This is a genomic window from Massilia aurea, assembly GCF_024753205.1.
GTDB lineage: Bacteria > Pseudomonadota > Gammaproteobacteria > Burkholderiales > Burkholderiaceae_D > Telluria > Telluria aurea.
This window is the reverse complement of the sequence record NZ_JANUGZ010000002.1, coordinates 396,935-423,028: the sequence shown is the minus strand read 5'-3', so window position 1 is coordinate 423,028 and position 26,094 is coordinate 396,935. Positions and strand designations below refer to the sequence as shown.

The 26,094-nt window shown below is 59.9% G+C and carries 20 protein-coding genes and 1 tRNA gene; 8 read left to right on the top strand and 13 right to left on the bottom strand.

Annotated features, from left to right (window positions below; all coding sequences use genetic code 11):
• Positions 1-3 precede the first annotated feature (3 nt).
• The 4 genes from NX775_RS07540 to NX775_RS07525 form a co-directional block, all read right to left on the bottom strand.
• The gene (locus NX775_RS07540) at positions 4-4,407 is read right to left on the bottom strand and encodes an RHS domain-containing protein (RefSeq protein ID WP_258835436.1); all 4,404 of its coding nucleotides are present in this window, start codon (positions 4,405-4,407) and stop codon (positions 4-6) included.
• A gap of 9 nt (positions 4,408-4,416) precedes the next feature.
• Positions 4,417-7,338 (bottom strand): type VI secretion system Vgr family protein, encoded by a 2,922-nt coding sequence (locus tag NX775_RS07535; protein WP_258835435.1) that lies wholly within the window; start codon positions 7,336-7,338, stop codon positions 4,417-4,419.
• A 386-nt stretch (positions 7,339-7,724) separates the two neighbouring features.
• The gene (locus NX775_RS07530) at positions 7,725-8,051 is read right to left on the bottom strand and encodes a hypothetical protein (protein WP_258835434.1); all 327 of its coding nucleotides are present in this window, start codon (positions 8,049-8,051) and stop codon (positions 7,725-7,727) included.
• Positions 8,052-8,109: 58 nt separating this feature from the next.
• Entirely contained in the window at positions 8,110-9,141 is a 1,032-nt protein-coding gene (locus NX775_RS07525; RefSeq protein ID WP_258835433.1) for an OmpA family protein, read from the bottom strand.
• 1,316 nt (positions 9,142-10,457) lie between these two features.
• On the opposite strand from NX775_RS07525, the gene NX775_RS07520 reads away from it, so the two are divergent.
• Positions 10,458-10,766 (top strand): hypothetical protein, encoded by a 309-nt coding sequence (locus tag NX775_RS07520; RefSeq protein WP_258835432.1) that lies wholly within the window; start codon positions 10,458-10,460, stop codon positions 10,764-10,766.
• Positions 10,767-10,909: 143 nt separating this feature from the next.
• On the opposite strand, the gene NX775_RS07515 is transcribed toward NX775_RS07520, so the two are convergent.
• The 5 genes from NX775_RS07515 to NX775_RS07495 all read right to left on the bottom strand — a co-directional run bounded on the left by NX775_RS07515 (position 10,910) and on the right by NX775_RS07495 (position 15,676).
• A complete protein-coding gene (locus tag NX775_RS07515; RefSeq protein WP_258835431.1) occupies positions 10,910-11,431 on the bottom strand; it encodes a coiled-coil domain-containing protein in 522 nt (173 codons plus the stop codon).
• An 825-nt stretch (positions 11,432-12,256) separates the two neighbouring features.
• A tRNA-Lys gene (locus NX775_RS07510) sits at positions 12,257-12,332 on the bottom strand.
• Between the two features lie 72 nt (positions 12,333-12,404).
• Positions 12,405-14,201: a type IV pilus assembly ATPase TfpB gene (tfpB, locus tag NX775_RS07505; protein ID WP_258835430.1), complete on the bottom strand. Its 1,797-nt coding sequence runs from the start codon at positions 14,199-14,201 to the stop codon at positions 12,405-12,407.
• 16 nt (positions 14,202-14,217) lie between these two features.
• The gene (locus NX775_RS07500; RefSeq protein WP_258835429.1) at positions 14,218-15,000 is read right to left on the bottom strand and encodes a spermine/spermidine synthase domain-containing protein; all 783 of its coding nucleotides are present in this window, start codon (positions 14,998-15,000) and stop codon (positions 14,218-14,220) included.
• Between the two features lie 130 nt (positions 15,001-15,130).
• Entirely contained in the window at positions 15,131-15,676 is a 546-nt protein-coding gene (locus NX775_RS07495; RefSeq protein ID WP_258835428.1) for a glycine zipper 2TM domain-containing protein, read from the bottom strand.
• 274 nt (positions 15,677-15,950) lie between these two features.
• Between NX775_RS07495 and NX775_RS07490 the strand changes: the two genes are divergently transcribed.
• The 5 genes from NX775_RS07490 to NX775_RS07470 all read left to right on the top strand — a co-directional run bounded on the left by NX775_RS07490 (position 15,951) and on the right by NX775_RS07470 (position 21,238).
• Positions 15,951-16,478, top strand: a complete 528-nt coding sequence (locus tag NX775_RS07490) for a barstar family protein (RefSeq protein WP_229424794.1) — start codon at positions 15,951-15,953, stop codon at positions 16,476-16,478.
• Between the two features lie 64 nt (positions 16,479-16,542).
• Complete coding sequence (gene purN, locus NX775_RS07485) at positions 16,543-17,172, top strand: phosphoribosylglycinamide formyltransferase (RefSeq protein ID WP_258835427.1); 630 nt, start codon at positions 16,543-16,545, stop codon at positions 17,170-17,172.
• Positions 17,173-17,215: 43 nt separating this feature from the next.
• The gene (locus NX775_RS07480; RefSeq protein ID WP_258835426.1) at positions 17,216-18,541 is read left to right on the top strand and encodes an RsmB/NOP family class I SAM-dependent RNA methyltransferase; all 1,326 of its coding nucleotides are present in this window, start codon (positions 17,216-17,218) and stop codon (positions 18,539-18,541) included.
• Positions 18,542-18,552: 11 nt separating this feature from the next.
• Entirely contained in the window at positions 18,553-19,923 is a 1,371-nt protein-coding gene (locus tag NX775_RS07475) for a mechanosensitive ion channel family protein (RefSeq protein ID WP_258835425.1), read from the top strand.
• A gap of 103 nt (positions 19,924-20,026) precedes the next feature.
• Positions 20,027-21,238, top strand: coding sequence for a DesA family fatty acid desaturase (locus tag NX775_RS07470; protein ID WP_258835424.1), 1,212 nt, complete (start codon positions 20,027-20,029; stop codon positions 21,236-21,238).
• 323 nt (positions 21,239-21,561) lie between these two features.
• On the opposite strand, the gene NX775_RS07465 is transcribed toward NX775_RS07470, so the two are convergent.
• From NX775_RS07465 to radC, 4 genes are all read right to left on the bottom strand, one after another.
• The gene (locus NX775_RS07465) at positions 21,562-23,160 is read right to left on the bottom strand and encodes a DUF418 domain-containing protein (protein ID WP_258835423.1); all 1,599 of its coding nucleotides are present in this window, start codon (positions 23,158-23,160) and stop codon (positions 21,562-21,564) included.
• An 86-nt stretch (positions 23,161-23,246) separates the two neighbouring features.
• Complete coding sequence (gene rpmG / locus NX775_RS07460) at positions 23,247-23,414, bottom strand: 50S ribosomal protein L33 (RefSeq protein ID WP_005665735.1); 168 nt, start codon at positions 23,412-23,414, stop codon at positions 23,247-23,249.
• A 13-nt stretch (positions 23,415-23,427) separates the two neighbouring features.
• On the bottom strand, positions 23,428-23,664 hold the full coding sequence (rpmB, locus tag NX775_RS07455; protein WP_183555830.1) for a 50S ribosomal protein L28: 237 nt from the start codon (positions 23,662-23,664) through the stop codon (positions 23,428-23,430).
• 210 nt (positions 23,665-23,874) lie between these two features.
• Positions 23,875-24,546 (bottom strand): RadC family protein, encoded by a 672-nt coding sequence (radC, locus tag NX775_RS07450; protein WP_258835422.1) that lies wholly within the window; start codon positions 24,544-24,546, stop codon positions 23,875-23,877.
• Positions 24,547-24,659: 113 nt separating this feature from the next.
• On the opposite strand from radC, the gene NX775_RS07445 reads away from it, so the two are divergent.
• Complete coding sequence (locus NX775_RS07445; protein WP_258835421.1) at positions 24,660-25,112, top strand: FKBP-type peptidyl-prolyl cis-trans isomerase; 453 nt, start codon at positions 24,660-24,662, stop codon at positions 25,110-25,112.
• A gap of 9 nt (positions 25,113-25,121) precedes the next feature.
• Positions 25,122-26,081, top strand: a complete 960-nt coding sequence (gene ispH, locus NX775_RS07440; RefSeq protein WP_258835420.1) for a 4-hydroxy-3-methylbut-2-enyl diphosphate reductase — start codon at positions 25,122-25,124, stop codon at positions 26,079-26,081.
• Positions 26,082-26,094: the final 13 nt, after the last annotated feature.

Sequence of the window (26,094 nt, the reverse complement as noted above, 5' to 3'; positions counted from 1 at the left end):
ATCCTAATACCTGTGTCGGTTGTAATGCAGCCCTGTCTCGTCATCCAAGTACTGCCCTTGAAACCGGATGAGATTTCGCATCCCAGATCTGCGTGCAGCCTTGCTGATCGCTTCCTTTGCTTGTCCCCAAGCCTTGTATTGTGCCGACCACGCTACCTTGCCTTCGTAATCGGTCAACTCCTGCGGAGTGCCCAGATGATCGCATTGATAAAATGCGATCTCGTCTTTGCCAAACGGCTCAGCTTCCTTTTCAAGCTCCCCGTTCCACAGCGGATCAAGCTCGATATCGTACTTACCATAGTTCCCAACGATCAGCGCCTGGACATCGGTGCTGGGTACGAGCCGTAGAGCGTGGCTTCGAGTCGCCTGCACCAGCGGCACGAAACTATCGCGCTCGTACACATAGTGGACGGTCCGTTCGCCCGCAGCATGGCCCCCCCACATACTGCTTTCCAGCGCCAGCGTATCGCCATCCCAGCCATACATCGTCCGAGTTGGCTCCCGGAGAGCACCACCATCCAGTGCCTGGCTGTGTTTGGCAATGCGCCGCCCCAACGGATCGTAGGCAAAGGTGGTGACGCCTTGCGACGTCGTGGCGCGGGTCATCCGGTTGAACGCATCCCATGCATACTCGGACCGCTTGCCGTGCTGCATGCGTTCCACCAGGTTGCCGCGTTTGTCGTAGCGATAACTAACGCCCGCATATTCCTTGAGCAGGTTGTCGAGCAGTTTCGGTAACGGGGCGCGTTGGGAAATGGGCCCCTGCTGCGCGGTATCGGGTACCTGTATGTTCCCCGCTGGATCAAAAGCGAAGGTTTCGTAGCCCATTACACTGTTTGCCGCCAGCAGTCGTCCAACCGGGTCATAGCGGTATTCAATGTGGCCGCGCCGGTTGTCTTCGACGCTGGCAAGTTGGCCGGACGGGTCATAACGGTAGCGGCGGACGATTGCGGCGCGCATGCCGACCTGAACGTCGGGACGGTACGTATCGGGGTAGAACAACCGATCCTTCTGGCCGACCTGGGCGATGGGGCCGAGCTGCTGTTCGATCAGGCGGCCAGCCAGGTCATATTTCATCGTTTGCCGCAGGCCGTTGGCCTGGGTGCGGCTGGTTTCCTGGTACAACGCGTCGCGCTCGAAGGCCACCAACTCTTGCCCGTCGAGCAGCAGGCCGTGCACGTGGCCAGCGCCGTAGGTCAGCCATTCGGTGCGGTGGCCATCGGGACGGACCGTGCCGATGCGGCCGTTCAATTCGTCATGCTGGTGGTGCCAGACTGCGGTACCTTTATCTGGATGGAACGGCCCCTGGTAGTGCTGGTGCTCGCGCGTCAGGTTGCCGGCGAGGTCGTAGAACCATTGCAGCCTGGCGTGTTCGTTCTGTGCTTCGGCCAGTTGGCCGTTGGCGTTGTAGGCAAAGGTTTCGGTTTGCTCCGGCTGGCCGGGGGCCGCGGCCCGGCGTTGCACGAGCCGGCCCATGGCGTCAAAGTCGAGGCGCGTGGTCACGCCGGCGTCGACGGTCTCCATCAGCACGCCGCTATCGTCGTCGTAACGGTACTCGGTGACCTTGCCGTCAAAACCTTGTTCCTGCAACAGGCGGCCGACCGGGTCATACCGGAAGCGGTAGACGCTGCCATTTTCGTTTTCCAGCGCGGCCAGGCGACCTAGCGCATCCCAGCTGTAGTGCAGGCCGTGTCCAAGGGCGTCGATGCGCCTGGCGATCAATCCGGCTGCGGTGTAGCGGTAGGTGGTGGTGCGGGCGAGCGCGTCAGTGTGTGCGAGCAGCCGGCCTTCGGCGTCATGGAGCAGCTGCTCTTGCTTGCCGTCCGGGTAGATGACGGCTTCGAGCTGTCCGGGATGGTTGCCCCGGTCGCTGCCGTCATTGCGGGCTTGCGCCAGCGTGTCGGCGCTAAGAGGTGTGTAGCGGTAGCGGGTAACGTTACCGGCGGCGTCGATGCGCTTGATCAAGCGCTTGCGGTCGTCGTATTCCCAATGGCTGCTGTGTCCGGAACAGTCGGTATGGCTGGCGAGTCCGCCGTCCGGAGTGTACGTGAGTTTCGAGATGCCACCCTTGGCGTCAAGGATCTCGATGGGTTGGCCGCGCTTGTCGTACGCATACTGCGTCTTGTTCCCACGCGGGTCTGTCTCTTCAACCAGATGGCCCTGGACATTGTAGTCACGCTTCCAGGTGCCACCTTCGCCATCGCGGATGCCGGTAACGCGGTGCTGGTTGTCATACTCGAAGTGGACCTGGCTGCCGTCAGCGCGCGTATGCGTAAGCAGATTGCCATGGGCATCGAAACGGTAATGCTCGCTGCTGCCGTCGGTGTCGATGTGGCGTACGACGTTCTTGGCGGCGTCGCGATAGAACCATTCCTCGCCTTCGTCCGGGTACACGATGCGGTAGGTGTAGCCGGCGATGTCATAGTAGTAGCGGCTCTCTTGACCAAGCGCATCGGTGACGTAGGCCAGGCGAATGTTCTTGTCCCACTCTAGCCGGGTGTCGAAGCTGCCATCGTCAGCCCATTCGCGGATCGCCTTCGCATTGGCGCCGCTGTCGATGCTGGTATCGTAGGCGAGGTTCATGCCGCGCCCGGTCCGGTCGGTGTAGCGGGTAATGAGATGACGGTCGTACCCGTACTGCCAAGTAGCGCCGTTGTCGTCCTGGGCACGGACCAGGTCGCTGTGCTCGTCGTCATAGTCGTAGGCGGCGAGCTGGCACACCAGCTTGCCGTCCCGGATCTCCCACAGGGCGCGGATGCGGCCGCTATTGGCGTCGATTTGGGTGCCGGCATGGGCAACGATGGCCTCGCCTTGCTTGCTGATGATGTCGCTGAGCACCGCTTCGCCGGCATGGGGACCATGGGCAACGACGTGGTCGTAGCGCAGGCCGAGGGCGGCGCCGTCGCGGGCATGCAGCGCGATCAGTCTGAAATGCTGTTTGCCCATCTCGGCGGCCTTGGCGCGTACGGTGTCGACCAGCTCGTACGTTTCACGCCAGGCGCTGGCTTCGCCTTCTGGCAGGGGCTTGCCGAAGTCAAGGGCGAGCAGGGAGACACTGATGCGGGTGAGCGTGATCAGCTCGACCGGATCGTGGTGCCGCTGGCCGATGTCAAGGCACGGGTAGCGGTGACTGCGACCATCGGCGGCGTGATAGAGCAGGGCGGTGCTCTTGCCCTGGCCAATCACGTCGATGCGCGTGCTGTACGGGGTGAGCCAGCGCGCGCCGAGATGGCCGTGGTCATAGGCGGTCAGCTGGCTGCGGTAGGTGCGGCTCCATTCGATGGGAAGCGGCGCATCGAGTACGAAGTCGGTATGCGTGAAGGTTTCGGCGCCCGTGGCAAAGCTGATCGAGTGCGCGGTGCCGCCTTTTGCCGGGCACAGCTTGCAGGCATTGGCGTCACCCTTGGCCGGAACTTGTCTGCCGGTGGCGCCCAGTTCGTGGCCGGGATTGTCCTTCTGGTGCTGCGCGCCCTTGCTTGACGGGACCAGTGCCGGATAGCGCTTCTTGTGCTTTTTAACCGCATCGCGCAGCCGCATCAGTATCCAGCGGATGCTCATCTTCGCCTGTTCGTCGGCCAGTGCCGCGAGCTTGCCGCGAAACATCGGCTTGAAGTCGGTCAGGTGGTTGACCATGCCGCTCACGCCCTCTAGGGCGCTTTGCGGCAGGTGACGAGCTGCCACGGCAACAATATAGTTGGCGCTCTTTTTGTACTCCTGGCCAAGTGCGCCAAGCATGCGCCGCCAGCTGCTCGTTGCCTTGGGGTCGTGCAGCCTCGTCTCCACGTCCGCAGGGGTGGCCACGTCGAACAGCGGTTCCTTGCCGATACAGCTATTGAGAACCTTGATCAGGTCATCGGCAACGCCGTCAGCAGTAGTGGCGCATTCACTCAGAATGCTGGGCAGCTTGTCCATCGCTTTATCGACAAAGGTGTCGATCTCGCCGGCCAGCTTGGCATTGAGGTGCACGATCAGCACCTCGATCAGCGCGCTGCCGAGATCCTTGACACCCGATGCCAGCTTTTGCCGGACCAGATGCAGTGTCGGCCGCAGGGTCATGCGCGCCGCGCTCATGGCAGGCGGTATTGGGACCACGCCGATCAGGTTGATACCCAGGCTGACCCACTGCAGGAATTCGATTTCTTTCTTGTTGATGAGCTTCTGGATCACCCCCACGATGTCCATGACGGCGTCGATCAACGCCATGATGTTGCCAATCACCGGCAAGCTGCCGGCCACGGTGATCAAGCGCTCCAGCGTGATGTAATCGTGGCTGAACTTGCGCAGCCATTTGTCGAAGGCGGCAGCGCCGGCACTGACGTCTTGCTGGTCGATGGTGTCGAGTGGCGCCACCGCAACTTCTGGCGCGCGTTGGGCGGGCTTGGACGAGGCTTGCGCGGGTTCGGTCATGGTGGCCCTCTATTGAAAGGACTTTTTCAGGGCCGCGGTCACGACGTCGGCGCCAATGCGCGGCAGTGATCCGGGCAACCCGATGGCCGCCACGCCGCCCGGGAGCTTGCCCGCAACATGGGCCACGGCTGCCTGGCCGGCCTGCGCCAGCAACGCTTGCGCGCCGCCCTGTTTCAACGACTGCACCGCGCTCGCCCCTTGCTTTGCTAGCTGCGCGACCGCGCCTGATTTGTCGGCTGTGTCCTCTGGACTACCCGTCGCCGTGTCGGCGCCCGCCTCGGACTGCGCCGCGACCGGCCATTCGGTTCCTTCACCGAAGTAGCTGCCTTCGTCCCACGGGTCGCGCGGGTCCCTCCCATAGCTGACGGTGGCCATTCCCATCGGCAGACCGGCCACGCTGGCAATGCCCTCGCTATCGAGCGTCCCCTGGTGGACGCCACCTTCGGCGTCGACGACGGTGTATTCGCCTTGCCCGACGCCTTGCTTCTTGCTGCCTTCCTGGTTCACATACCGGTGAAGCAGGTCGAGCTGCCCCAGCGGCAGCTTCACTGTCTGCGGCAACGCCGGCGTGCCTTCGCTCTTGCCAGGATCGAGGTTGTGCTGCGCCGCATGCTGGCGCCAGACGCCGCTTGTGCCATGGACGATGCCGGACGCGTTCCAGCGGCTGAAGCTGGTTCCGCCGTTGATCACCACTTCTTCTTTCGCCGTGATTGTGATCCGGTTGGCGGTATGGGTGATGTTGAGCTTGGCCAGGATGTTGACGCTGTCCTTCAGGGCAGTGATGTCGATGTCGGCGCCCGCCGCCACCAGTTTCATGCCGGCCTTGTAGGCGAACATGCGCACCGCTTCCTTGACGCTGACGAGAAGGCTTTTGCCTGCGCTCAGGCTGGCATGGCCGCCACTGGTCAGCGCGGTGTGCTCCATGCTCATCAGATGCGTGGAACCCTGCGTACTGGTTTCGATGCCGGCGGGGCTTGCCAAAACCAGGTGAGGCGCCTGAAATTCCGGGAATTCACCTTGTGCAGGCTGGCCGCCCTGGCCCTTGACGGCGTCGACCTGCAATTTCAGAGCGGCGGCGACCTGGTCCTGGTCGCCCGGCTGATGCGCCTGCGCCTGCTGCGCGACCTGCGACAGGCTGTCGTGCAATGCCTGGCCCTGCGCCATATGTGCCAGCGTCTCGGCCATGTCGGTGATATGGGCGCGGGCGTTGGGCCGGGCTTCGGTGCTGATCAAGAGGCCTTGCTGTGCGCGCAGCGCGCCATGGCCATCGGTGCGCAGCTCGAATCCCTGGCCACGTGGGCCCTTGCGGCCGGCGTTATCGTCGATGCGGTTGATATGGCCCAGGCTGAGCTGGCTGGCCAGATGGTCGCTTTTGATCTGCGCTTGGATCTGTCCTTCTGTGTCGTCCAGCACCACATGGTTGCTGCGCCCGCCAGGCGAGTTGCCACCGCTGGTGGTCAGCTCGCGGCTTCTGATCCCCGTCAACGCCCGCTGTCCGGGCAGCTTCCACGGCGGCATAGTGTTCTGGTTGTAGACGGAGCCAGTCACGATCGGGTGATCGGGATTGCCGTCGAGCCATTGCACGATGACTTCCGAGCCGACCCGCGGATGGCTGGCCAGGCCCTTTTCGCCGCCGGCCCAGTTGCTGCCTACCCGTACCCAGCAACTGCTGGTTTCGTCCCGGTCCCAGTGAAACCTGACCTGGATACGGCCGTACTGGTCGACATTCAGGCTGCTTTGGCCTTCCGGGCCGACCACGATGGCGGTCTGCAGGGCCAGCAGCCTGGTCGTCGTGCTGTTGAAGCCGCGTCCCGGAAACCAAGGCACGGTCTTGCTCTGGCAAAGCACGCGATTCTTGTACTCGGCAAGTACATTCTTGCCTTGCAAATAGTTGTTGCTAGCTTCGTGATGCACTTCCAGAATCAGGAATTCGCTGTCTTCGCTTTCACTGAAATGGTCAAGCAGCTTGAACCACCTGCCGGCGGCGACGCGCCGATTATTGCCGCGTGCTTCGTACAGCTCGCCGCGGGCTTCGATTTCCTCCATGCGCAACCGTGAAAGCCGGGAGGCGCCCGGGTGGTGCAGGAAGCCGTAATGCCCCTCGTAGCTGTGCACCTCGAGTTTCGGTACATCGCCCTGCTGGGCAATGGTGACGGTACCGGCGTGGACCGGGTAGGGATGCTTGAAGTCGAAGCCGCTCACCGTCGCTTGGCCGGACGCCCACTGGCGCAAGGCACTCCAGTCGCTGAACGCGTCCTCTTCGACTGCGCCACCGGCGCCATGAAAGCGGATGCCGGGCGACGGCCCGTCGATCGGGTCTGCGGTGCGCGTGTCGTCGCAGACCTTCAGCACGTGACCGTCGCCCGTATGCTCGTACCAATAGCTGTAGCCGGCGGCTTCCCAGCGCCGGCACAGGTAGTTGTGATCGGTCTCGTCCCACTGCGTGGCCATCGTGAACTGCGGCTGCTCACCGGCGACCTTCCAGTCATAGTCCGGCAGGCTGCCGTAGCCGGCAAAGATCCGTTCCGTTTGCTGGCGCACGCTTTGCCTATGGAACAAGCGGTTGTTGCGGCGCAGGCGCGTATACGCCAGCCATGGCCGCAGGACGGCTTCGTAGAACGCGACGCCGCCGTCCGTCTTGACCAGTTTGAACGAACTCACATAACCGGTGAAGGGACGCAGGCTCCCGTCAGCCTGTACGAGTGAGATGCACAGCAGCTTGCCGTGGATCGCCTCGCGTTCGATCCTGGCGTCGTCGCTCAGGAGTTCCACCGTGTAGGCGAAGTCGCGCGACACGTATTCCGTGCCGACGAATTGGTTCACCATCAGCGTGGCTTGTGGGCCGTCGTTCTCCGGGAACGCCATGCGCAGCAGGCGGGTGTTCTGGTGGGCGTCCAGCAGGGCGTGCAAGTCAGTCATCGTCTCGCTCATCGGTTGAGCTGCGGATTGTTGACGTCGGGATGCGCGCATGGTGACCTAAGCGCGCTTGAACGTACGACGAATTTCTGACTGTAGTTATTGAGTTGCAGGAACTCTCTGACGAGACGCAAGGCCGTGCGACGTTGCGCCGCGTAGTAGCCAAGGTGGGTATGCCGAGCCCTGAGGCCCTACCACGGCATGGTGGAAGCGTTGTGAAAATCGGACGAGCCAAAACAAAAAAGGCGTCACGATTTCTCGTAACGCCCTCATTGCAACAACAAATTTTGGCAGGCAGCTTGGCGGCGACGCGGTAGTGATCCTATGACGTCATCCCGTGCGACATCGGCCTGCCAGGCGTCGATGCTGCGGGCCCGCAGTGTGGCGGAACACTGCGACGATCAGGCGCCGATTTTCTTGCGGCACTCCTTGATGGCTGCCTGAAGGCGGATCTGCACATTCTTGTCCATGTTCGGGGGCGCCGGCGTACCCAGAAACATGCTGTTAAGTTCTGGCTTGGTGAAGTTGTTGAAGTGGGTCTCATAGACACAAGTGCAATAAGGCTTCGCCAGCTTGGGATCCTTGGGCGCATCTTTGTCTATCTGGATAACACTCATGCATCCATCGATGTTCACTTTCTTCAGCATGTCCAACTTCTCATCTGCGTGGGCGGGAAGATGCAGGGCGATGGCAGCGATCATGCCGGCGAGTTTCAATCCGTGTTTCATGTCGTTCCTTTGATGAAGAGCTTCTGGAATGGATGGGGGCAGTTTGTCTGCCCGCGCATCAGGTACGTTTGACCAGTTCGACGCGTCGGTTTTTGGCACGTCCCGTATCGTCCTGGTTATCAGCCACGGGCTTGGCATCGCCCAGACCCACGGCACTGAGGCGGTCCTTGGCAATGCCCCCGGCAAGCAGTGATCCCATCACGGCGTCCGCTCGCTGCTGTGACAACGCCTTGTTGTGGGCCGGATCGCCAACATTATCCGTATGGCCTTCGATGGTCAGCTTGAGGGAAGGGTCCTTCTCCAGGAGTTTGGCGATCTCGTCTACAGCCGGCCGGCCGTCCGGGCGAATGGCGGCCTTGTCCGTATCGAAGTTGATATATAGGGCGACGTGGCCGGCCGAAGCCAGTTGGCTTTGCATTGCATCGGCCGTGACAAAGGCGATCGTCTGCTTGAATGGCTGTTCGGCTACGACGAGTGTGCTGACAGCGCTTCTGCCCGACATGAGCACGATCCACACTAGCTGGTCGGGTTTCCGTACCAGATAAACGTCGTAGGTCATACCCAGGTCCGCGAAGCGGGTTTTCTGCTCGTTTGCCGTATTCTCCGCGCTTAAGGCGGGAGCCAGTTCGGAAGGTGTCGCACTGTTGACCTTCACACCGCCCATCTGTGCGATCAGGTTTTCGTAGTTTCGTCGCGCTTCCGCTTCGCTCATGTTGACATCACTGAGGTAAAACTTGTGGGATTCGACACGACCTTCCACTTTCCTGAGTTGCTTACCAACGACTACATGGAGCGAGTCAAAATTCGCCTTGTTGGTAAAGCGTCCCTCCTCACTGAGACCTGAAGGATATTCGAGATACGGGAAGGGTGGCATTACACCGCTGCTGACTGGGACTTTTTCGATATCGAATTGTGCCTGGGATGCTGGTGCGCCGCTGGTAACCGGTGCGGCAGTCGTGCCATTCGAACCTTGCGATGAGGTCACTGTGGTAGCTGAGGCGTCTGAGTTTGGCGAGGATGCTTTGGGTTTGCAGGCGACCAAAGGAAGGCTCATGACGATCAGAACAATGGCTGCGGAATATTTTGGCATATTTTTTTTGCAAAATGGAATCCGCCGGATTCTAACCGATAATATTCAATATCATCACAGAAAGTAATGTCATTTTCTCGATTAAATGCATCGATTAACGTTTGGCAACTTTCAGATATCTTCTTTTTCTAAATCGCTTACTAAGTTCTGATAAATGAATTCTATGAGCGCTGCGGGTGAGCCAATCCAGATTTTGATCAAGTGATATTTTGTGATTTTTTTATGGAAATATAAAAGTCTACATGGATATATTTCTAATTTTCCCAGGTAGGAGAGGCGTTAAAGTTCGCCTGGCATAATCCTGCATGAGCCATTTTGCATAGAAAATTGCATGATTGTTAAAACCTGCGCATGCTTATCCGTCGTATTAATTAATTATTATCTTCGGCTGAGTGGCTCGGAAAGGTGTTCTTATCCCATTGACGTCAGGTTTTTTTATATAGGCCACGGTAGCCGTAATTTTGACAATGATTTAGATACAGAGATGTTCTGACCTGACGATGGATTGCCCAATTTGGGTCACGCATAGGCAAACCCCCATGGCCTACGGGCATCGGATTTTTGCACAGTGTTTATTTAGGGAATTTACGCCGATGCCTGCAGTAAGAAGACGCGACAGGAGCTGCGAAACAGTACTAACAGAGGCTCATGCGGATCGGCTTACCCGAAGGGCATCCAGGTTACTTGGAACTTGGCGAGGCCAGACGTTATCCAAAGCAACCAAAGCGTGACCAAAACGCAAAAAGCCCACGAACCGAAATTCGTGGGCTTTCGATAATTCTTGGTAGGCCGTGCGGGATTCGAACTTGCGACCAACGGATTAAAAGTGCCTGAACCGGACGCTATTGTACCGGCTTCGTTGGGCGATCGTAAATCGTCCCGCCCGGTATGTCCTTTACCCGTCAGAGCTATCGCTGATCGGCAACGTCTCCTGCGAATTGCCCAAACCTTGACGGTGATGGACAATCCCGGACGTTATTGGACGTGGTCCCGACCAGAGAGCGACCAGACGGCATTTTTCTTTGCGCAGCGCGCGAGTCAGACTGTGCTTGATGAAAAGTGCCCACATTTGCACACCTGCACACCGGTTCACCATGAAGTAAGGTCGTCAGTAGTAAAACTGATTGAGATGCTATCTTTGCGCTATCAAGCAAATGGATAACGTGACCGATTGCGGGGCAGAATTCGACCGAGAACACATCGACAGTGGCGGAACTCGTATGTGGAAAAACAAAAGCGTAGGCGATTCCCAGATTTTCGACTGTACGCCGCCAGACGCTTGGCAGCCCTCGCGCCTTGTCAAGGAACGTTCAGCCATGATCGCCCTGCTGGAACAAGGGGGACCAACGGATGAGCGCGGCTGGCTTAACCTGGCATGGCGCCTGCCCGCCGGACTGCGCAGCGCTCTGATCAAGGAGCTCGCGGCTGGCAACTGGATTGTCTCGATCTCGGATACTGGGTGGCCCCATCCGGGCAGCGTTGTCGTCACCATGCGTGGGCGATTCCACGCGAATCGCCGGGCCCCGCCGCAGGGAGTGTCATGGCGTGCAGTGAATGTCCCTCACTACTGGCGCGAAGAACTAAGCGAAAACATCGGCGACACCGAATTCTTACTGATCACGTAAGCGTGGCATGGCAGGCGCCGCGCTGGCTGCGCCTCTGGCCTTGCTTCTTCACGCAGATCGTGGCGACGAGCCACTTATACCTGCACACCTGCCAGTCGGGACGAGTCGGCTTCATTAATAAAAACCATAGTCCAGTTCCGGCGTTATCCAAGCCACGCATTCAGAAGTATGGCAGCGAGCACGGTTCCTGCAATCATCACCATAACCCACCTCGTATCAACCATCCATGCGTTGTCCTTATCACGATAATCTTTCAATTCGGGTATCAGTTCTTCCAACTGCTTCTTAAACTGTGCTGATTCTGCCTTAGACTGCTTGGCCTGTGTTTCGAAAGCGTTCAATCTCTCCTTTGTGGCATCGAGAAGGAAATTTGACTTTTTGACAGCCTGGTCTTTCTCAAGTAGTGCGTCGGACAGGGTCGCGACGTTCGCTTCCAACTCAAAGCGCTTCCGTTCAGACTGGGCAAGCTCGGATGTTCTCTGTTTCAGCTCTCTTTCCAGATACCCGAGCGAGCATGGGTCGCTGAGCACTGTGCCGGCAAGGAACCCTTTTTCGCCTTCAAGCCAAGTCTTGATCCGCTCGATATAGGCGGTTTCGCGTTCATCGGTCGTTTCCTCTTCCGTGTACTCATAGGCTAGCTTCTCATGGATCGGGATCTCGATCATGGCTATTCGCAGGTCTCTAACGTGCTCATGCTTTCTGGGACCGACCAAATGCGTATTGAACACCTCGACGTGAACGTTGCCGCCCCATTTGAACGCGAGATCTGTATTCAACTCAAACCACAGGATTATGTCGCTGTAGTAGGTTTGTTTCTGAATGCTTGATTGCCGTTTCGATTTCGCTAACGGTAACGAAGATTCGATGGTTACCGAATTTACCCAGGCTTAGGCGTGTTTGCGCGGTAGCAGCAATGGCTTCTTTGAATAGCCGGTGTGAGAGAGACTCACCTGGTCCGCCAGTGTTTTCGTCTGACGAGTCGTTGTAGCGGAAGTGGGGCATCGAACTGCGGTTCACGTGGTGCATGCGCTTGCGATGGCCTTTGCTGTGGGTGCTCCAATAGGTCTTTCCGTCTGAGCTTCCACTATGAAGTAGGATGCGAGTCTTTGCGAACGATCTCGCCGAGACCCGTTTCCAGCCGAATTCTTCTAGATAAGCCCAAGGCTTTCGCATCGTTTCCGCGCTATCGAATGTGCCAATGTGATTAACGCCTACCTCCCTGTGCAGCCATGTCAGGGGCTCCTCACGTTCGTGCAAGACTTCTTGGATGCGTTCCTAGTGGTGCTTATGGCGCTGAGGAATAGTAAATTGCATGAGGATCTCTACGCAAGCTAAGGCGCCTCATTTCGCTGGGATCAGGCTTGATCGTGGTGGCGGGGCAGCTTACCGTTTGGGAGGGACGGGCGAAGGACTGATTTCTCTGCGACCAGAGAGCGACCAGAAACAAAAAAGCCCACGAACGTAAATTCGTGGGCTTCTCTGCGATATCTTGGTAGGCCGTGCGGGATTCGAACCTGCGACCAACGGATTAAAAGTCCGCTGCTCTACCAGCTGAGCTAACGACCCAAGGAGGCAGCATTATAGCCGGCGATCCGGCATCGCGCTAGGCCTGTCGCATAAATTTCTGCGAAGAACTAGTCAAGACAACGCCGACGTCACCTTCAGCACCTCGTCCGCCGTGGTCACGCCTTCGACCACCTTCATGGCGCCGGCAATGCGCAGCGGCTTCATGCCATCGAGAACACTCTGCTGGCGCAGCGCCACCAGATCGCCCGCACCCCGCATCAGCTTGCCAAACCCCTCACTCACGCTCAACAACTCATAAATCCCGGTCCGCCCCCGATACCCGGTCTGCCGGCATTCTGGGCAACCAATGGGCCGGTACACAACCGCCGGCTTGGGAATCTTCCACGCACCGCCAACGCTGTCCCACACATCGTCGTTCAACTCGCCACCGGGCGTCTTGCAGGCAGGGCAGAGCGTGCGCACCAAGCGCTGGGCCATCACGCCGATCAATGTCGCCTCGAGCAGATAATCCGGTACGCCCAGTTCGATCAGGCGCATCACCGCCGATGGGGCGTCGTTCGTGTGCAGCGTCGAGAACACCAGGTGCCCGGTCAGCGCGGCCTGGATTGCCATCTCGGCCGTCGGCAGGTCGCGGATCTCGCCGACCATGATGATGTCCGGGTCCTGGCGCATCAGCGAGCGCACGCCATCGGCGAACGACAAATCGATCCCCGGCTGCACCTGCATCTGGTTGAAGGCCGGTTCGACCATCTCGATCGGGTCTTCCACCGTGCAGACATTGACTTCGCTTGTCGCCAGCGCCTTGAGCGTCGTGTACAGCGTGGTCGTCTTGCCCGAGCCGGTCGGGCCGGTCACGAGGATGATGCCGTGCGGGCGCTTGGTCAGGCGATCCCAGCGCAGGGCGTCGTCAGCCGGAAAGCCCAGCTCGGGCAATGTCTTGACGACGACTTCAGGGTCGAAAATACGCATCACGAGCTTTTCCCCGAACGCGGTGGGCATCGTCGACAAGCGCAATTCGACCTCCTGGCCGCCGGCGGTGCGGGTTTTGATGCGGCCATCTTGCGGGCGGCGTTTTTCAATGACGTCCATTCGCCCCAGCAATTTGATCCGCGCCGTCATCGCAATCATGACGACGGCAGGCACCTGGTAGACCTGGTGCAGTACGCCGTCGATGCGAAACCGTACGACAGCAAATTCACGTTTGGGTTCCAGGTGAATGTCCGAGGCGCGCTGCTCGAAGGCGTAACCCCACAGCCAGTCGACGATATTGACGATGTGCTGGTCATTGGCGTCGAATTGCTTGTTCGCCTTGCCCATTTCGACCAGCTGCTCGAAGTTGTTGCGCATCGCGACGTCTTGCCCGCTGCTGCGGTTGGCGTCGCGGATCGATTTGGCCAGCGCGAAAAATTGCGAAATGTACTGGGCGATGTCGAGCGGGTTGGCCAGCACCAGTTCAATGCGGCGCCGGGCAACTTTCGCGATTTCGGCTTCCCATTCGGTCAGCGCCGGATCGGCCGTGGCCACCACGAGCGTCGTCGCCGTCATTTCCACCGGCAGAATATTGAAGCGCGCCGCGTAGCCGGCTGACATCACATCGGCCACTTTCGTAAAATCGATCTTGAGCGGATCGATGCGGATGAAGGGCAGGCCGACCTTGGCGGCGCACCATTCGGTCAGCACGTCCAGCGTGAGCAGGCGATTGGGGGGCAGTTCGGAAACCAGCTTGCATTGCGCCACCGCCGTGAGCGGGTGCATCGAGCCTGGCGCATTCTTGAGAATGCCCTGGGCCTGGGCGAATTGAGCCTTGACGTTGTCCTTCGTGACGATCCCGTCGGCCAGCAGCCACGAAAAAATCGATTGCAGGTCGAGCTTGCGCAGACTGGCTGGTTTTTGCGGGATGGCGTTCACGGTGGCCCTTGGCAAATCAATCGGTGGTGAACAATCCCTTGACCCAGGACGCGGCGGGCAGCTTGGTCTGGAGGGTGATCTGCGCCGCGCGCGCGGTCAGTGCGGTCTGGTCGAGCTTGGGGCGGGTCTTGAAGCACAGCGCGACCACATTACCATCGTGCACCTCGGGCAGGCACAGCACGTGGTCGAAGGCGAACTTCATGGCCTTGAGGTTTTTGGCAAAGCTCGGGTGGTCGCCAAACAAGTTGACGGTCATGATGCCGTCGTCGGTCAGGCAATTGGCGCAGGCGACGTAGAACTCGGGGGTGTCGAGCACCGGGCCGCGCGCGGTGGCGTCGTAGAGGTCGCATTGGAACACGTCGAACGTGTTGTGGTGTTCCGCGTCTTCGACGAAGTCCAGCGCATCCATCTCGAGCACGGTCAGGCGCTCGTCCAGGCCCGGCAGCTTGAACATCGAATTGCAGATGGCGATCACCGACGGGTTCAGTTCGATGGCGGTGACGGTTGCCTCGGGAAACTGGCGGTAGCAGAACTTGGTCATCGTCGCCGCGCCCAGGCCGAGCTGGACGATGGCGCGTGGCGACTCGATGAACAGCATCCAGGCCATCATCTGCTGCGCGTACTCGAGTTCCGGCCAGTCGGGCTTGCGGATGCGCATGGCGCCCTGGACCCATTCGGTGCCGAAATGCAGATAGCGCACGCCCTCCTGTTCGGATAGCGTGACGGGCGCGTACTTGGGTTTGCGGGAAGGGCGGCGCGACGATTCGGCCTGTTCGATGGATTTGCGTTTGATGAGCATAAGACTGCCTGATGGAATCGCCCTATTATCGGCGGTTGCGTTCCCGCAGCGCAAGCTCGGTCCACGATCCGCACCCTGCATACGACAACGCGGCCACCGGGGCCGCGTTGTCGTTCCTGAATGACGAATCTTAGCGCTGATACTGGCTGTAGGCCTGGCCGTCGTCGTAGCTGTCCAGTGGCTGGACCGATACGCGCAGGCGCACGCGGTTGCCCGGGTCATTGCGCATCAGCGACGTGTAATTCTGACCACGGTATTCATAAGTGACGTTGTAGCCGGCAGTGCGCGATTCGACCGCTTCCACGGTGCGGCATTGCTGCACCGCTTGCTCCTGCACGCTGCTGCCCTGGCGGCCGTTGTTCTGGACGCGATCGCCCACCATGGCGCCAGCGATAGCGCCGGCGGCCGACGCGGCAACTTTACCGTTGCCCCCGCCGATCTGGCTGCCGAGCAGGGCGCCGGCGATACCGCCGACGATCGTGCCGCCCGCATTGCGTTCTTGCTGCACGGGCACTTGCACGTATTCGGTACGGCATTCCTGGCGCGGCGTACGGACTTGTTCGAGACGCGGCTCGACGCGCACCACCCGGCCGAAATCTTCAAAGTCGGCAGCCTGCGCCAGCGGCAGGGTGGCCACACCCAGGGCTGCGATGATCAGTTTGGCTTGGAATTTCATGATGGTCCTCGTTGAATGGTGCGACGTTGGTTAAGACAATAAATACAGAATGCGCTCAAGTCTTGATAGTACGCCGATCGTAAAAAAGCATCGAGTCTCCATGGCAACAAAATGTAACAGCGGATTGCCAGGCGGTTGAAGCACGCCAGAATGAATCAGCCCGATCCGCCCTGTTTTTGCGGCAGGCACGCGCATACCGATTCTTACAAATGACTATTCGCAATGCACATTTGGGTTGCTTCCAATACCACAAAACGTTACCCTTACACAAATCATGGACTTATTGGCGTATAGCAACGACAGCGAGGTAAGCGGCAGCAACGCCCCATGGCGTCGCGACAGGTTGCGCGATGGCGCGTTATTGACAGGTCAACTTGAGGAAAAAATGAGTTTGTTGATGAGAGTGGCGCCGAATATTGTGCAAGCGATCCGCGCGTTTAACGTTGGCGATCTGCAACAGGAGGCGGGGCAACTCGGACATCATTTTCTGTACGCACATTGCGCCAACACGCTCACCAAACAACAAGTCTGCGCCCGCATCGGCGAACAATTTTATTTCCCCAAGCCGTGTAGCAAGAACTTCGACGCGCTGCGTAAATGCCTGACCGAAACCGTCCACGAAGCGGGCCCGCAGCCGGGCTTCATCGTGGTGCTGGAGCAGCTGCCAAGCGCCCAGAAGTTCGACAAGGAAGCGCGCGAAAACCTGCTGGACGTATTTCGCGATGCGGCCGAATTCTGGGCCGAAAAGAAGGTGCCGTTCCGCGTGTTCTACTCGTTCGCGACGGTGCCGCCGACCGCCTGAGCGAGGGTCAAGGTCGTCATTTCAGGCAGCATTTGGTGCCCGTCGTTACGGTACAATGCCGCCTATGAAAAATATCGTGATCCTGATTTCGGGCCGCGGAAGCAATATGGAAGCGGTCGTGCGAGCGCTTGATGCCGAAGGTTGGCCAGCCCGTATCGCCGCCGTCATCAGCAATAAACCTGAAGCCGGTGGCCTGGCGTTTGCGCAGGCGCGCGGCATTCCCACTGCGGTGGTGCCGAGCAAGTCGTTCGCCACCCGCGCCGAATTCGACGCCAAGCTGCAGGAAACCATCGACGTCTTCGAGCCCGACCTGGTCGTGCTGGCCGGTTTCATGCGCATCCTGACGGCGCCGTTCGTCGAGCATTATGCAGGCCGGATGCTCAATATCCACCCGTCGCTGTTGCCGCTGTTTCCGGGGTTGCACACGCACCAGCAGGCGCTCGACGCCGGTTGCGTCGAGCATGGCGCGACGGTCCATTTTGTCACGGCCGAACTCGATCACGGCCCGGCTGTCCTGCAAGCACGCATTCCCGTGCTGCCGGGCGATACCGAAGCCACGCTGGCTACCCGCCTGCTGGTCGAAGAACACAAGCTTTATCCGCGCGCGGTGCGCCTGTTCGTTGAAGACCGTCTGGTCGTCGAGAACGGTGCGGTGCGCATCGTCGAGCCTGGCTTTGACGCCATTAGTATTTAAAACGCATTGTTTTAAGTAAGCAGTTTACAACCCAAGGATTTACATGAGATTGCCTCCAGCGATCGTCGCCAAGACCGAAGAAGTCCTGCGCGAGATTCTCCGTTTTACCTCCCCAGCCGACGTCACCCTGTCGCGTTTCTTCAAAGACAATCCGCGTTTTGGCGGCCGTGAGCGTGGCGTGATTGCCGAAGCCGTGTATTCGGTGCTGCGTAACAAGTCGTTCTTCACCGATTTCGCCGGCCATGGCAGCACGCCATCGATGCGCCGCCTGGCGCTGCTGGGTCTGGCCGAAACGGCTGGCATCGATTCGATCGGTGGCCTTACCGAAGATGAAACCCACTTCCTGACCCGTATCAAGGAAGTTGATCGCACGTTGTTGCCAGGTCCGGTGCAAGCCAACCTGCCGCAATGGCTGTACGACAAGCTGGTGGCCCAGTTCGGCGAAGCCGAAGCTCTGGAACTGGCCGCCGTGCTCAACACGCCGGCACCGCTCGACCTGCGCGTCAATTCGATCAAGGCCGAGCGCGACGCCGTGATCGCCACGCTGCTCGAAGCGCCGATCGTCGCCGAGCCGATGCCGTATGCGCCGCTGGGTCTGCGCGTCAAGCAAAAGCCTGCGCTGCAGAATCTGCCGCTGTTCAAGGAAGGCGCGATCGAAGTGCAGGACGAGGGTAGCCAGGTGCTGTCGCAGATCGTCGGCGCACGCCGCGGCGAGATGGTGGTCGACTTCTGCGCCGGCGCCGGCGGCAAGACGCTGGCACTGGGCGCGCTGATGCGCAACACCGGTCGCCTGTACGCATTCGACGTGTCCGAAAAGCGCCTGGCCAAACTCAAGCCACGCATGGCGCGCAGCGGTTTGTCGAACGTGCATCCGGTGCTCATCGCGCACGAGCGCGATGCCAAGGTCAAGCGCCTGGCCGGCAAGATCGACCGTGTGCTGGTCGATGCGCCATGCTCGGGCCTGGGTACCTTGCGCCGCAATCCGGACGTCAAATGGCGCCAGCAACTGGGCGCGATTGCCGAGATGCAGGAAAAGCAAGCCGCGATCCTGGACGGTGCTGCGCGCCTGGTCAAGAACGGTGGCCGCCTCGTGTACGCCACCTGCAGCCTGCTGAATGAAGAAAACGACGTCATCGTCGAAGGTTTCCTGGCAACGCACCCGGACTTCGATCTGGTGCCGATGAGCCAAGTGCTGGCCGAGCAAAAGATTCCGCTCGAAATGGACAAGTACCTCAAGCTCTTGCCGCACAAGCACCAGACCGACGGCTTCTTCGCCGCCGTGCTGCAACGCAAGGCGCTGGTCAAGGCAGCACCAGTCAAGGCAGATGCTGATGTTGACGCCGACGTGACGGCGACCGACGAAGAATAAGGAACCCTGCGATGCCCTTGTCCGACCTCTGGAATGTCATGATTGTCGACATCCGCAACCCGGCCCTGTTGTGGCAGGCGATTGCCCTTGTCGTCTGCGTGGCGGCGGGCTGGGGGTTGGCAGGGTTGATCGGGCGCTCGCTGCTCAAGAACCGCGACGAACAGGGCCGCTTGATGCGAGTCGGGTTGGGCGGCGTTGCCCGTGTGCTTGGGCCGCTGTTGACGGTCGCGTTGCTGTCGCTGAGCAAGGTCATCCTGGAACACTTCCAGACCGTGAACCTGCTGCGCGTAGCGCTGCCGCTGTTCGTGTCGCTGGCGGTCATCCGCACCTTCTTTTACCTGCTGCGCCGCGCGTTTGCGCGCCGTGGCCAGGTGGGCGAGGCGTTGCAGACGTTCGAACGCGTGTTTGCCTTTACGGCCTGGATCATCGTGGCGCTGCACCTGACCGGCATCCTGCCGGACGTGTTGCGTGCGCTCGAGACGACCATGTTGCCGGTCGGGGCCAAGAAAACCTCGCTGCTCGACCTGTTGCAGGGCATCGTCTCGATCGTCGTGCTGATGATCGTGGCGCTGTGGGCGGGCGCTGCGCTCGAAGAACGGCTGATGCATGTCGAGCGCATGCACTCGTCGCTGCGCGTCGCGTTGGCGCGCGTGGGCCGTGCTGCGCTGATCCTCGTCGCTGTATTGTTCAGCCTGTCGCTGGCGGGCCTCGACCTGACCGTGCTGTCGGTGTTTGGCGGCGCACTTGGTGTGGGTCTCGGTCTGGGCATGCAGCGCATTGCCAGTAATTATGTGTCCGGTTTCATCATCCTGTTCGAGCGCAGCCTGGCGATTGGCGATCCGATCACGCTCGACAAGTATTCCGGCAAGGTTTCGCGCATCAATACGCGCTACACGGTGTTGCGTAGCGCCGACGGTACGCAGACCCTGTTGCCGAACGAAATGCTGATCACCGGCGTGGTGCTGAACCAGTCGGTGACGAACAAGAACGTGCGCGCCGTCACCAAGCTGGTCGTGTCGTATGACAGCGATCTAGCGGTCGTGATGCCGTTGCTGGAAGAGCAACCGAAAGGCGTTGACCGCGTCCTGGAGACGCCGGCGCCGAACGTGCTGCTGACGGCGTTTGTCGCCGATGGCTATGAGCTGGAGGTCGGGTTCTTCCTGGGCGATCCGGAAAACGGGCAGGGCGGGCCGATCTCGGAAGTCAACCGCAAGATTTACGCGCTGGTGCACACGGGCGCCATCAAGCTCGGCCATCCTTCGATGGACACGCGCCTGCTCGACGCGCACATCACGTCGATGATGGCGCGCATCCCGGAGGGTGCGTCAGACGCTACCGAAGGTGGCGTAAAACAGACTGGCGCGGATTTAGGCAAAAATTGAAGACGTGCTGCTGCCGTGCGGCAGTAGAAACACGTAAAATGCAAGGGTTATGCATGTGCGATCTTCCTGATCGACGTCATACAAGCCCTGCATTGGAGACTGAATGAATTTCTTTAACGACACTTTGCACGCTGTGCTGTCGTTCTTGTCGACCGGCCTGCTGGATTTTTCGGCATGGGAAGTCGTGCTGTACACGCTGGTGGTCACGCACATCACCATCATCAGCGTCACTGTGTACCTGCACCGCCATCAAGCGCACCGCTCGCTTGAACTGCACCCGATTCCAAGTCACTTCTTCCGCTTCTGGCTGTGGTTGACCACCGGTCAGGTCACGAAAGAGTGGGCGTCGATCCACCGCAAGCACCACGCCAAGTGCGACACCGAAGAAGATCCGCACAGCCCGCAAACGCGCGGCATCCGCAAGGTGCTGTTCGAAGGCGCCGAGCTGTACCGTGCCGAGAGCAAGGTTCAGGAAACCATGGACAAGTATGGCCATGGCACCCCGGACGACTGGATCGAGCGTCACGTCTATACCGGCCGCAGCATGATGGGTATCGTCGCGATGCTTGTAATCAACGTTGCGCTGTTCGGCATCATCGGTTTGTCGGTCTGGGCCGTGCAGATGATGTGGATTCCGATCACCGCTGCCGGCATCATCAATGGTCTTGGCCACTGGTGGGGCTACCGCAATTTCGATTGCAGCGATGCCGCGACCAATATCTTCCCGTGGGGCATCCTGATTGGCGGCGAAGAGCTGCACAACAATCACCACACGTATGCCACGTCTGCCAAGCTGTCGAGCAAGTGGTACGAGTTCGACCTGGGCTGGGGCTATATCCGCATGCTTGAAATGATTGGACTGGCCAAGGTCAAGAAAGTGGCGCCGAAGCCGAAACTGGCCAAGAACAAGGAGCAGGCCGACTTCGACACGCTGCAATCGGTCATCGCCAACCGCTACGACGTGATGGCGAAATATGCGAAATCGGTGCGTCACGCGTTCCATGAAGAATTCGAGCAGCGCAAGCATGCCAGTGGCCTGGAAACGCGTTTCCTGAAAAGCTCACGCAAGTTGATGCAGCGCGAGCCGGCCAAGCTGGAGCTGTCGCAGAAAGAGCAGCTGGTCGAGCTGTTCCAGCACAGCAAGGCGCTGGAGACTATGCACACGATGCGCGTGGAACTGGGCGCGATCTGGGAACGTTCGCACCACACCCGCGATCAGTTGCTGCATCAGTTGCAGGACTGGTGCAACCGCGCCGAGGCGTCGGGCATCAAGGCGTTGCAGGATTTTTCACTGCGCCTGCGCACCTATGCCTGATTCTGTATCAGCGGATTAAAAAACGGCTCCTTCGGGAGCCGTTTTGCATTTGACCGCTTTCGCACACCACAGCCGGGGTCAGGTCTGACATTCGGACACGACCTCAGCTTTAGCCACTTCTAACGGTGTCTTGCCCCATTGTTAGCATGACGCGATGCCAGCTATTTCCGACTACCCGACTACCTGACTACCTGACTACCTGACTGTCGAGATCGTGTCCGAATGTCAGACCTGACCCCGGCTTTTCATGCGTGACGCGAAGCCAGCTATTTCCGACTACTCGACTACCTGACCTACCTGACTGTCGAGATCGTGTCCGAATGTCAGACCTGACCCCGGCTTTTCATGCGCATTGGAGGCCAGCTCAGATATGTCAGCGCGCGCCAGAGCCATTCGACCGGGCCGTACTGGTAACGTGCCAGCCACCAGTGGCTCAGGCCGATCTGTAGCGCGCACAATCCCAGCGCAATGCCCATTTGCGCTGTCCGCCCGATGCCCCAGAGTCCCATTCCGTGGACATAAAACAACAGTGAGAACACGAGCGATTGCATCAGGTAATTGCTCAGTGCCATGCGTCCGAACGGTGCCAGGAGGCGGATCCGTGCCAGCGCGCTACGGCTGTGCAACATCAGCATGACTGCGCCAATATAGCCAAGCGCAGCGGGCAAGCTGCCGAGCGACAGCAGGGCGTGGGCGAGATCATGGCCACCATCGTCGACCCCAGGCGGCCGGCCCGTCGCGATCAGGCTGCCAAGCAGGCCAAGTCCGACGCCCAGTGGGATGCCGACGATTGCCAGCCGTCGGAACAGCGGCTTGTGATCGGGTGCGCGTGCGATCACACCCGATCGCACGAACCAGACGCCGATCAGGAACACGCCCACCAGCAATACCGAGAACCCGATTTCGTCCACCATGCGTTCGTCCAGCTGCCTGAACCGCATCGCTACTGCATCCGGATAGCTGCCCTGCGTCAGCACGACGCGTTCTTCGGTGCTGCGTGCGATTTGTTCCCGGTAGCGCAGCACGCGGGCATCGGCGGCGGGCACGGACTCGTCATCAGCGCTGCTGACGCTACCGCTGCTGCTCACGCCTGCCGTTTGGCCAACGACAGGCGCAACGTGCCGCATGCCGGCTTCCACCGCGATCAGGCAATAGGTCAGCAGCACGATCTGGGCGCCGATGCGTAGCGGCTTCTGTTCGACCGGTCCGCGCCAGCAGGCGAGCAGGCCAAGGCCCGTGAAGATAGCGCCCACCGCGGTCAGCATCGTCGTGTCGTCGCCCTTGCTGCCCCATGTGGCGAGCAGCGCCGCCAGCAACATCAGCAAACCGGTACCGATCGTCACCAGTGGAAACAGCCAGGCTTGCCGCGCGCGCAGGTACAGCGCGACCAGCGACGCCAGGACGACAGGCGCCAGCAGCCAGCCCAGCAGGCCCAGCCCCGGCATCTGGGGCAACGCGATGCAGGCAATGAGCGCGGTAATAAGCACCCGTGCCGGCGCCAGCAGGGCGAGCATCAGCGCGAGCGCGCCGGCCGCATAACTGATCAGGATATCGCCGCTCCATAGCAAGGTGTGGTGCAACAAGCCGATCGCCAGCAGCACGCCGACCCGGCGGCCGTAGGTTGGCGCGAATGGTCGCCCGGCCACGCAGGCGCGCTCGAGCATCAGTGCGAAGCCCATGCCGAACAGCAGCGAAAAGATCGTCCAGAACTTGCCGCTGACCAGATACGCGACAAGGAATGCCACGAGCCAGTCCAGGCCGTGCAAGCCAGCGGGAATGCCTTGCCCGGATTCGACCACGGGCCGGTTGAAAAATTCGACGTTGGCGATGCAGATGCCGATCAGCGCAAAACCACGCAGGACATCGAGGGCATTGAGGCGGTCGGTGACGGGAGGAATGGTGGGCAGGGACAAACTGGTCATGCCGTCATGGTAACGCGGACAGTGTGCGGCCATAAAAAAAGCCGCCAGGCTTGCGCCGGCGGCTTTTTGAAAGACAACAGGATCAATTACTTGATCTTGGTTTCTTTGTAGATCACGTGCTTACGTGCCTTAGGGTCGAATTTGGTAATTTCCATTTTCGCCGGCATCGTGCGCTTGTTCTTGGTGGTGGTGTAGAAGTGACCCGTGCCTGCAGTCGATTCCAGCTTGATTTTGTCGCGGCCAGTTTTTGCCATGATAGCTCCCTAATTAAACTTTTTCGCCACGAGCACGCATGTCGACCAGCACGGCATCGATGCCGAGCTTGTCAATCAGGCGCAGGCCGGCGTTCGACAAACGCAGCGAAACCCAGCGGTTTTCCGATTCGACGTAGATACGACGATTCTGCAGGTTAGGCAGGAAACGACGCTTCGTTTTGTTGTTAGCGTGGGAGACGTTGTTACCAACCATCACACCCTTGCCGGTTACTTGGCAAACACGTGCCATAGTGCACTCCTTAAATATGTTCCAGGACTGGAAAAACGAGAGTATAGCGCGAAAAATGAAGCGGAATCAATCACTTGCGAAAAACAATGGTTAATTAAACTGACTAAAAAATTTAACAATCGTAGATTCGAGCATATTTGCACGGGTAAGCCCCTGTTTACGCGACGTAATTCAGGCCAGTGGCCGCATCACGCACGGGTAGCAAATTCGTCACAACTGGCCATTCTCGGCAAACGAATGCACGTGGCTGCCTGCCACCACGAAATGGTCCAGTACCCGGATCTCGACCAGTGACAGCGCCTGCGTGAGCGCGTTCGTCAGCCGCAGATCCGCGTCGCTGGGCTCGGCCACACCCGATGGATGGTTGTGCGCCAGGATCACGGCCGCTGCATCGCGCCGCAGCGCCGCCTTGACGACTTCGCGGGGATAAACGCTGGTATGGGTGAGCGTGCCCCTGAACATTTCATCGCAATTGATCAGGCGATTTTTCACATCCAGAAACAGTACGATGAACGATTCGTGCGTCCGCAGCGAGAAGTGGCTGCGCAGATAGTGCCGCACGGCTTCGGGCGAGCACAGCGCCTCGCGCCGGAATTGTTCGGCCACCGCGCGCCGCGCCAGTTCGAGCGCCGCCTGAAGCTGCGCATACTTGGCCGGCCCGAGCCCGTGCAGTTGTCCGAACTCGCCGGCATCGGCATGCAGCAGCCGCTGCAGCGAGCCGAAGTGGGTGAGGGTGTCGCCGGCCAGCGTCACGGCGCTTTTCCCGGCCACACCCACGCGCAGGAAGATTGCCAGCAATTCGGTGTCGGACAATGCCGCCGGGCCGTCGCGCAGCAAGCGCTCGCGGGGGCGGTCCTGCTCGGGCCAGTCACAAATTCCCATTGTGATTCCTCGCCAAAAAAAGAGGCAGCCCGGGCGCAAGCTGCGCGCGTGGCTTACAATAGCGGTTTGCCCCACCGGGGCTGCCCGCACTCATACGAAACGTCGCAAAGAACATGGCCAACGCTGCTCCTGTCGTCAATGAATCCTCGTACCTGACACTGCATTACCGCCTGGCTGTTGCCGGTGGTTCTGATGTGATCACCACCTTCAACGGCACGCCGGCAACGCTGTTGCTCGGTCAGGGCCAGCTCGCGCCATTCCTCGAAGAGCGCCTGATCGGCCTGCCCGAAGGCACGCACCAGACCTTCGAGCTCAGCGCGCAGGAAGCGTTCGGTGAACGTAACCCCGAACTGATCCAGTCGGTGTCGAAAGCGACCCTGGAAGAAAATTCGGTGCCGGGCGCCGATTATCTGGTCGGCGAAGTGGTCGAATTCAATGCGCCGAAGGGCGGCCGGTTTGCCGGCGTGCTGCTCGACATGCGCGATGACTCGGCCCTGTTCGACTTCAACCACCCGATGGCTGGCCGGGCGCTCCAGTTCGAAGTGAAACTGATTTCGGTGCTGTAAAGGAAGACTATGGAAAACGAAATTCTGCTTGCCCAGCCGCGCGGCTTTTGCGCCGGCGTGGACCGCGCCATCGAAATCGTCGAGCGCGCCCTGACCCAATTCGGCGCCCCGATCTATGTGCGCCATGAGATCGTCCACAACGCCTATGTGGTGGCCGACCTGCGCACCAAGGGTGCGATCTTCATCGAACAGCTCGAAGATGTCCCGCCTGGCAACACCCTGGTGTTCTCGGCCCACGGCGTCTCGAAAGCGGTGCGGGCCGACGCCGAAGCGCGCGGCCTGACGATCTTCGACGCCACCTGCCCGTTGGTGACCAAGGTGCACGTCGAAGTGGCCAAGATGCGCAAACTCGGCGCCGAGATCATCATGATCGGCCACGACGGCCACCCGGAAGTCGAAGGCACGATGGGCCAGGCCGAAGAAGGCATGCACCTGGTTGAGACGGTCGCCGATGTCGATAACCTGCAAGTGCGTAACCCTGACCTGCTGGCATATGTGTCGCAAACCACGTTGTCCGTCGACGACACGGCCGACATTATCGAGGCGCTCAAGGTGCGCTTCCCGAACATCATCGAGCCGAAGAAGGGCGACATCTGCTACGCCACCACCAACCGCCAGGAAGCCGTCAAGTTCCTCGCGCCGCAGGTGGAAGTGGTGATCGTCGTCGGTAGCCCAAACAGCTCGAACTCGAACCGCCTGCGCGAAGTGGCTGACAAGATGGGCACGCCTGCCTATATGGTCGACAACGCCGCCGCGATCGATCCGACCTGGATCGCGGGCAAGAAACGCATTGGCGTCACCGCCGGCGCATCGGCGCCCGAGGTACTGGTACAAGCCGTGATCGACCGCCTCAAGCAACTGGGCGCGGCCAGTGTGCGCGCGCTCGAAGGCGTCGAAGAGAACGTGACGTTCCCGCTGCCGAAAGGCCTGGATGGTGCTCGGCAGGTGGCCTTCAAGGCGGAAAGCTGAACATTATTTTTCG

Coding starts and splice junctions, on each gene's coding strand:
- NX775_RS07540 (WP_258835436.1), bottom strand. CDS start 4,407: ATGACCGAACCCGCGCAAGCCTCGTCCAAGCCCGCCCAACGCGCGCCA.
- NX775_RS07535 (WP_258835435.1), bottom strand. CDS start 7,338: ATGAGCGAGACGATGACTGACTTGCACGCCCTGCTGGACGCCCACCAG.
- NX775_RS07530 (WP_258835434.1), bottom strand. CDS start 8,051: ATGAAACACGGATTGAAACTCGCCGGCATGATCGCTGCCATCGCCCTG.
- NX775_RS07525 (WP_258835433.1), bottom strand. CDS start 9,141: ATGCCAAAATATTCCGCAGCCATTGTTCTGATCGTCATGAGCCTTCCT.
- NX775_RS07520 (WP_258835432.1), top strand. CDS start 10,458: ATGATCGCCCTGCTGGAACAAGGGGGACCAACGGATGAGCGCGGCTGG.
- NX775_RS07515 (WP_258835431.1), bottom strand. CDS start 11,431: ATGATCGAGATCCCGATCCATGAGAAGCTAGCCTATGAGTACACGGAA.
- NX775_RS07500 (WP_258835429.1), bottom strand. CDS start 15,000: ATGCTCATCAAACGCAAATCCATCGAACAGGCCGAATCGTCGCGCCGC.
- NX775_RS07495 (WP_258835428.1), bottom strand. CDS start 15,676: ATGAAATTCCAAGCCAAACTGATCATCGCAGCCCTGGGTGTGGCCACC.
- NX775_RS07490 (WP_229424794.1), top strand. CDS start 15,951: ATGGACTTATTGGCGTATAGCAACGACAGCGAGGTAAGCGGCAGCAAC.
- purN (WP_258835427.1), top strand. CDS start 16,543: ATGAAAAATATCGTGATCCTGATTTCGGGCCGCGGAAGCAATATGGAA.
- NX775_RS07480 (WP_258835426.1), top strand. CDS start 17,216: ATGAGATTGCCTCCAGCGATCGTCGCCAAGACCGAAGAAGTCCTGCGC.
- NX775_RS07475 (WP_258835425.1), top strand. CDS start 18,553: ATGCCCTTGTCCGACCTCTGGAATGTCATGATTGTCGACATCCGCAAC.
- NX775_RS07470 (WP_258835424.1), top strand. CDS start 20,027: ATGAATTTCTTTAACGACACTTTGCACGCTGTGCTGTCGTTCTTGTCG.
- NX775_RS07465 (WP_258835423.1), bottom strand. CDS start 23,160: ATGACCAGTTTGTCCCTGCCCACCATTCCTCCCGTCACCGACCGCCTC.
- rpmG (WP_005665735.1), bottom strand. CDS start 23,414: ATGGCAAAAACTGGCCGCGACAAAATCAAGCTGGAATCGACTGCAGGC.
- rpmB (WP_183555830.1), bottom strand. CDS start 23,664: ATGGCACGTGTTTGCCAAGTAACCGGCAAGGGTGTGATGGTTGGTAAC.
- radC (WP_258835422.1), bottom strand. CDS start 24,546: ATGGGAATTTGTGACTGGCCCGAGCAGGACCGCCCCCGCGAGCGCTTG.
- NX775_RS07445 (WP_258835421.1), top strand. CDS start 24,660: ATGGCCAACGCTGCTCCTGTCGTCAATGAATCCTCGTACCTGACACTG.
- ispH (WP_258835420.1), top strand. CDS start 25,122: ATGGAAAACGAAATTCTGCTTGCCCAGCCGCGCGGCTTTTGCGCCGGC.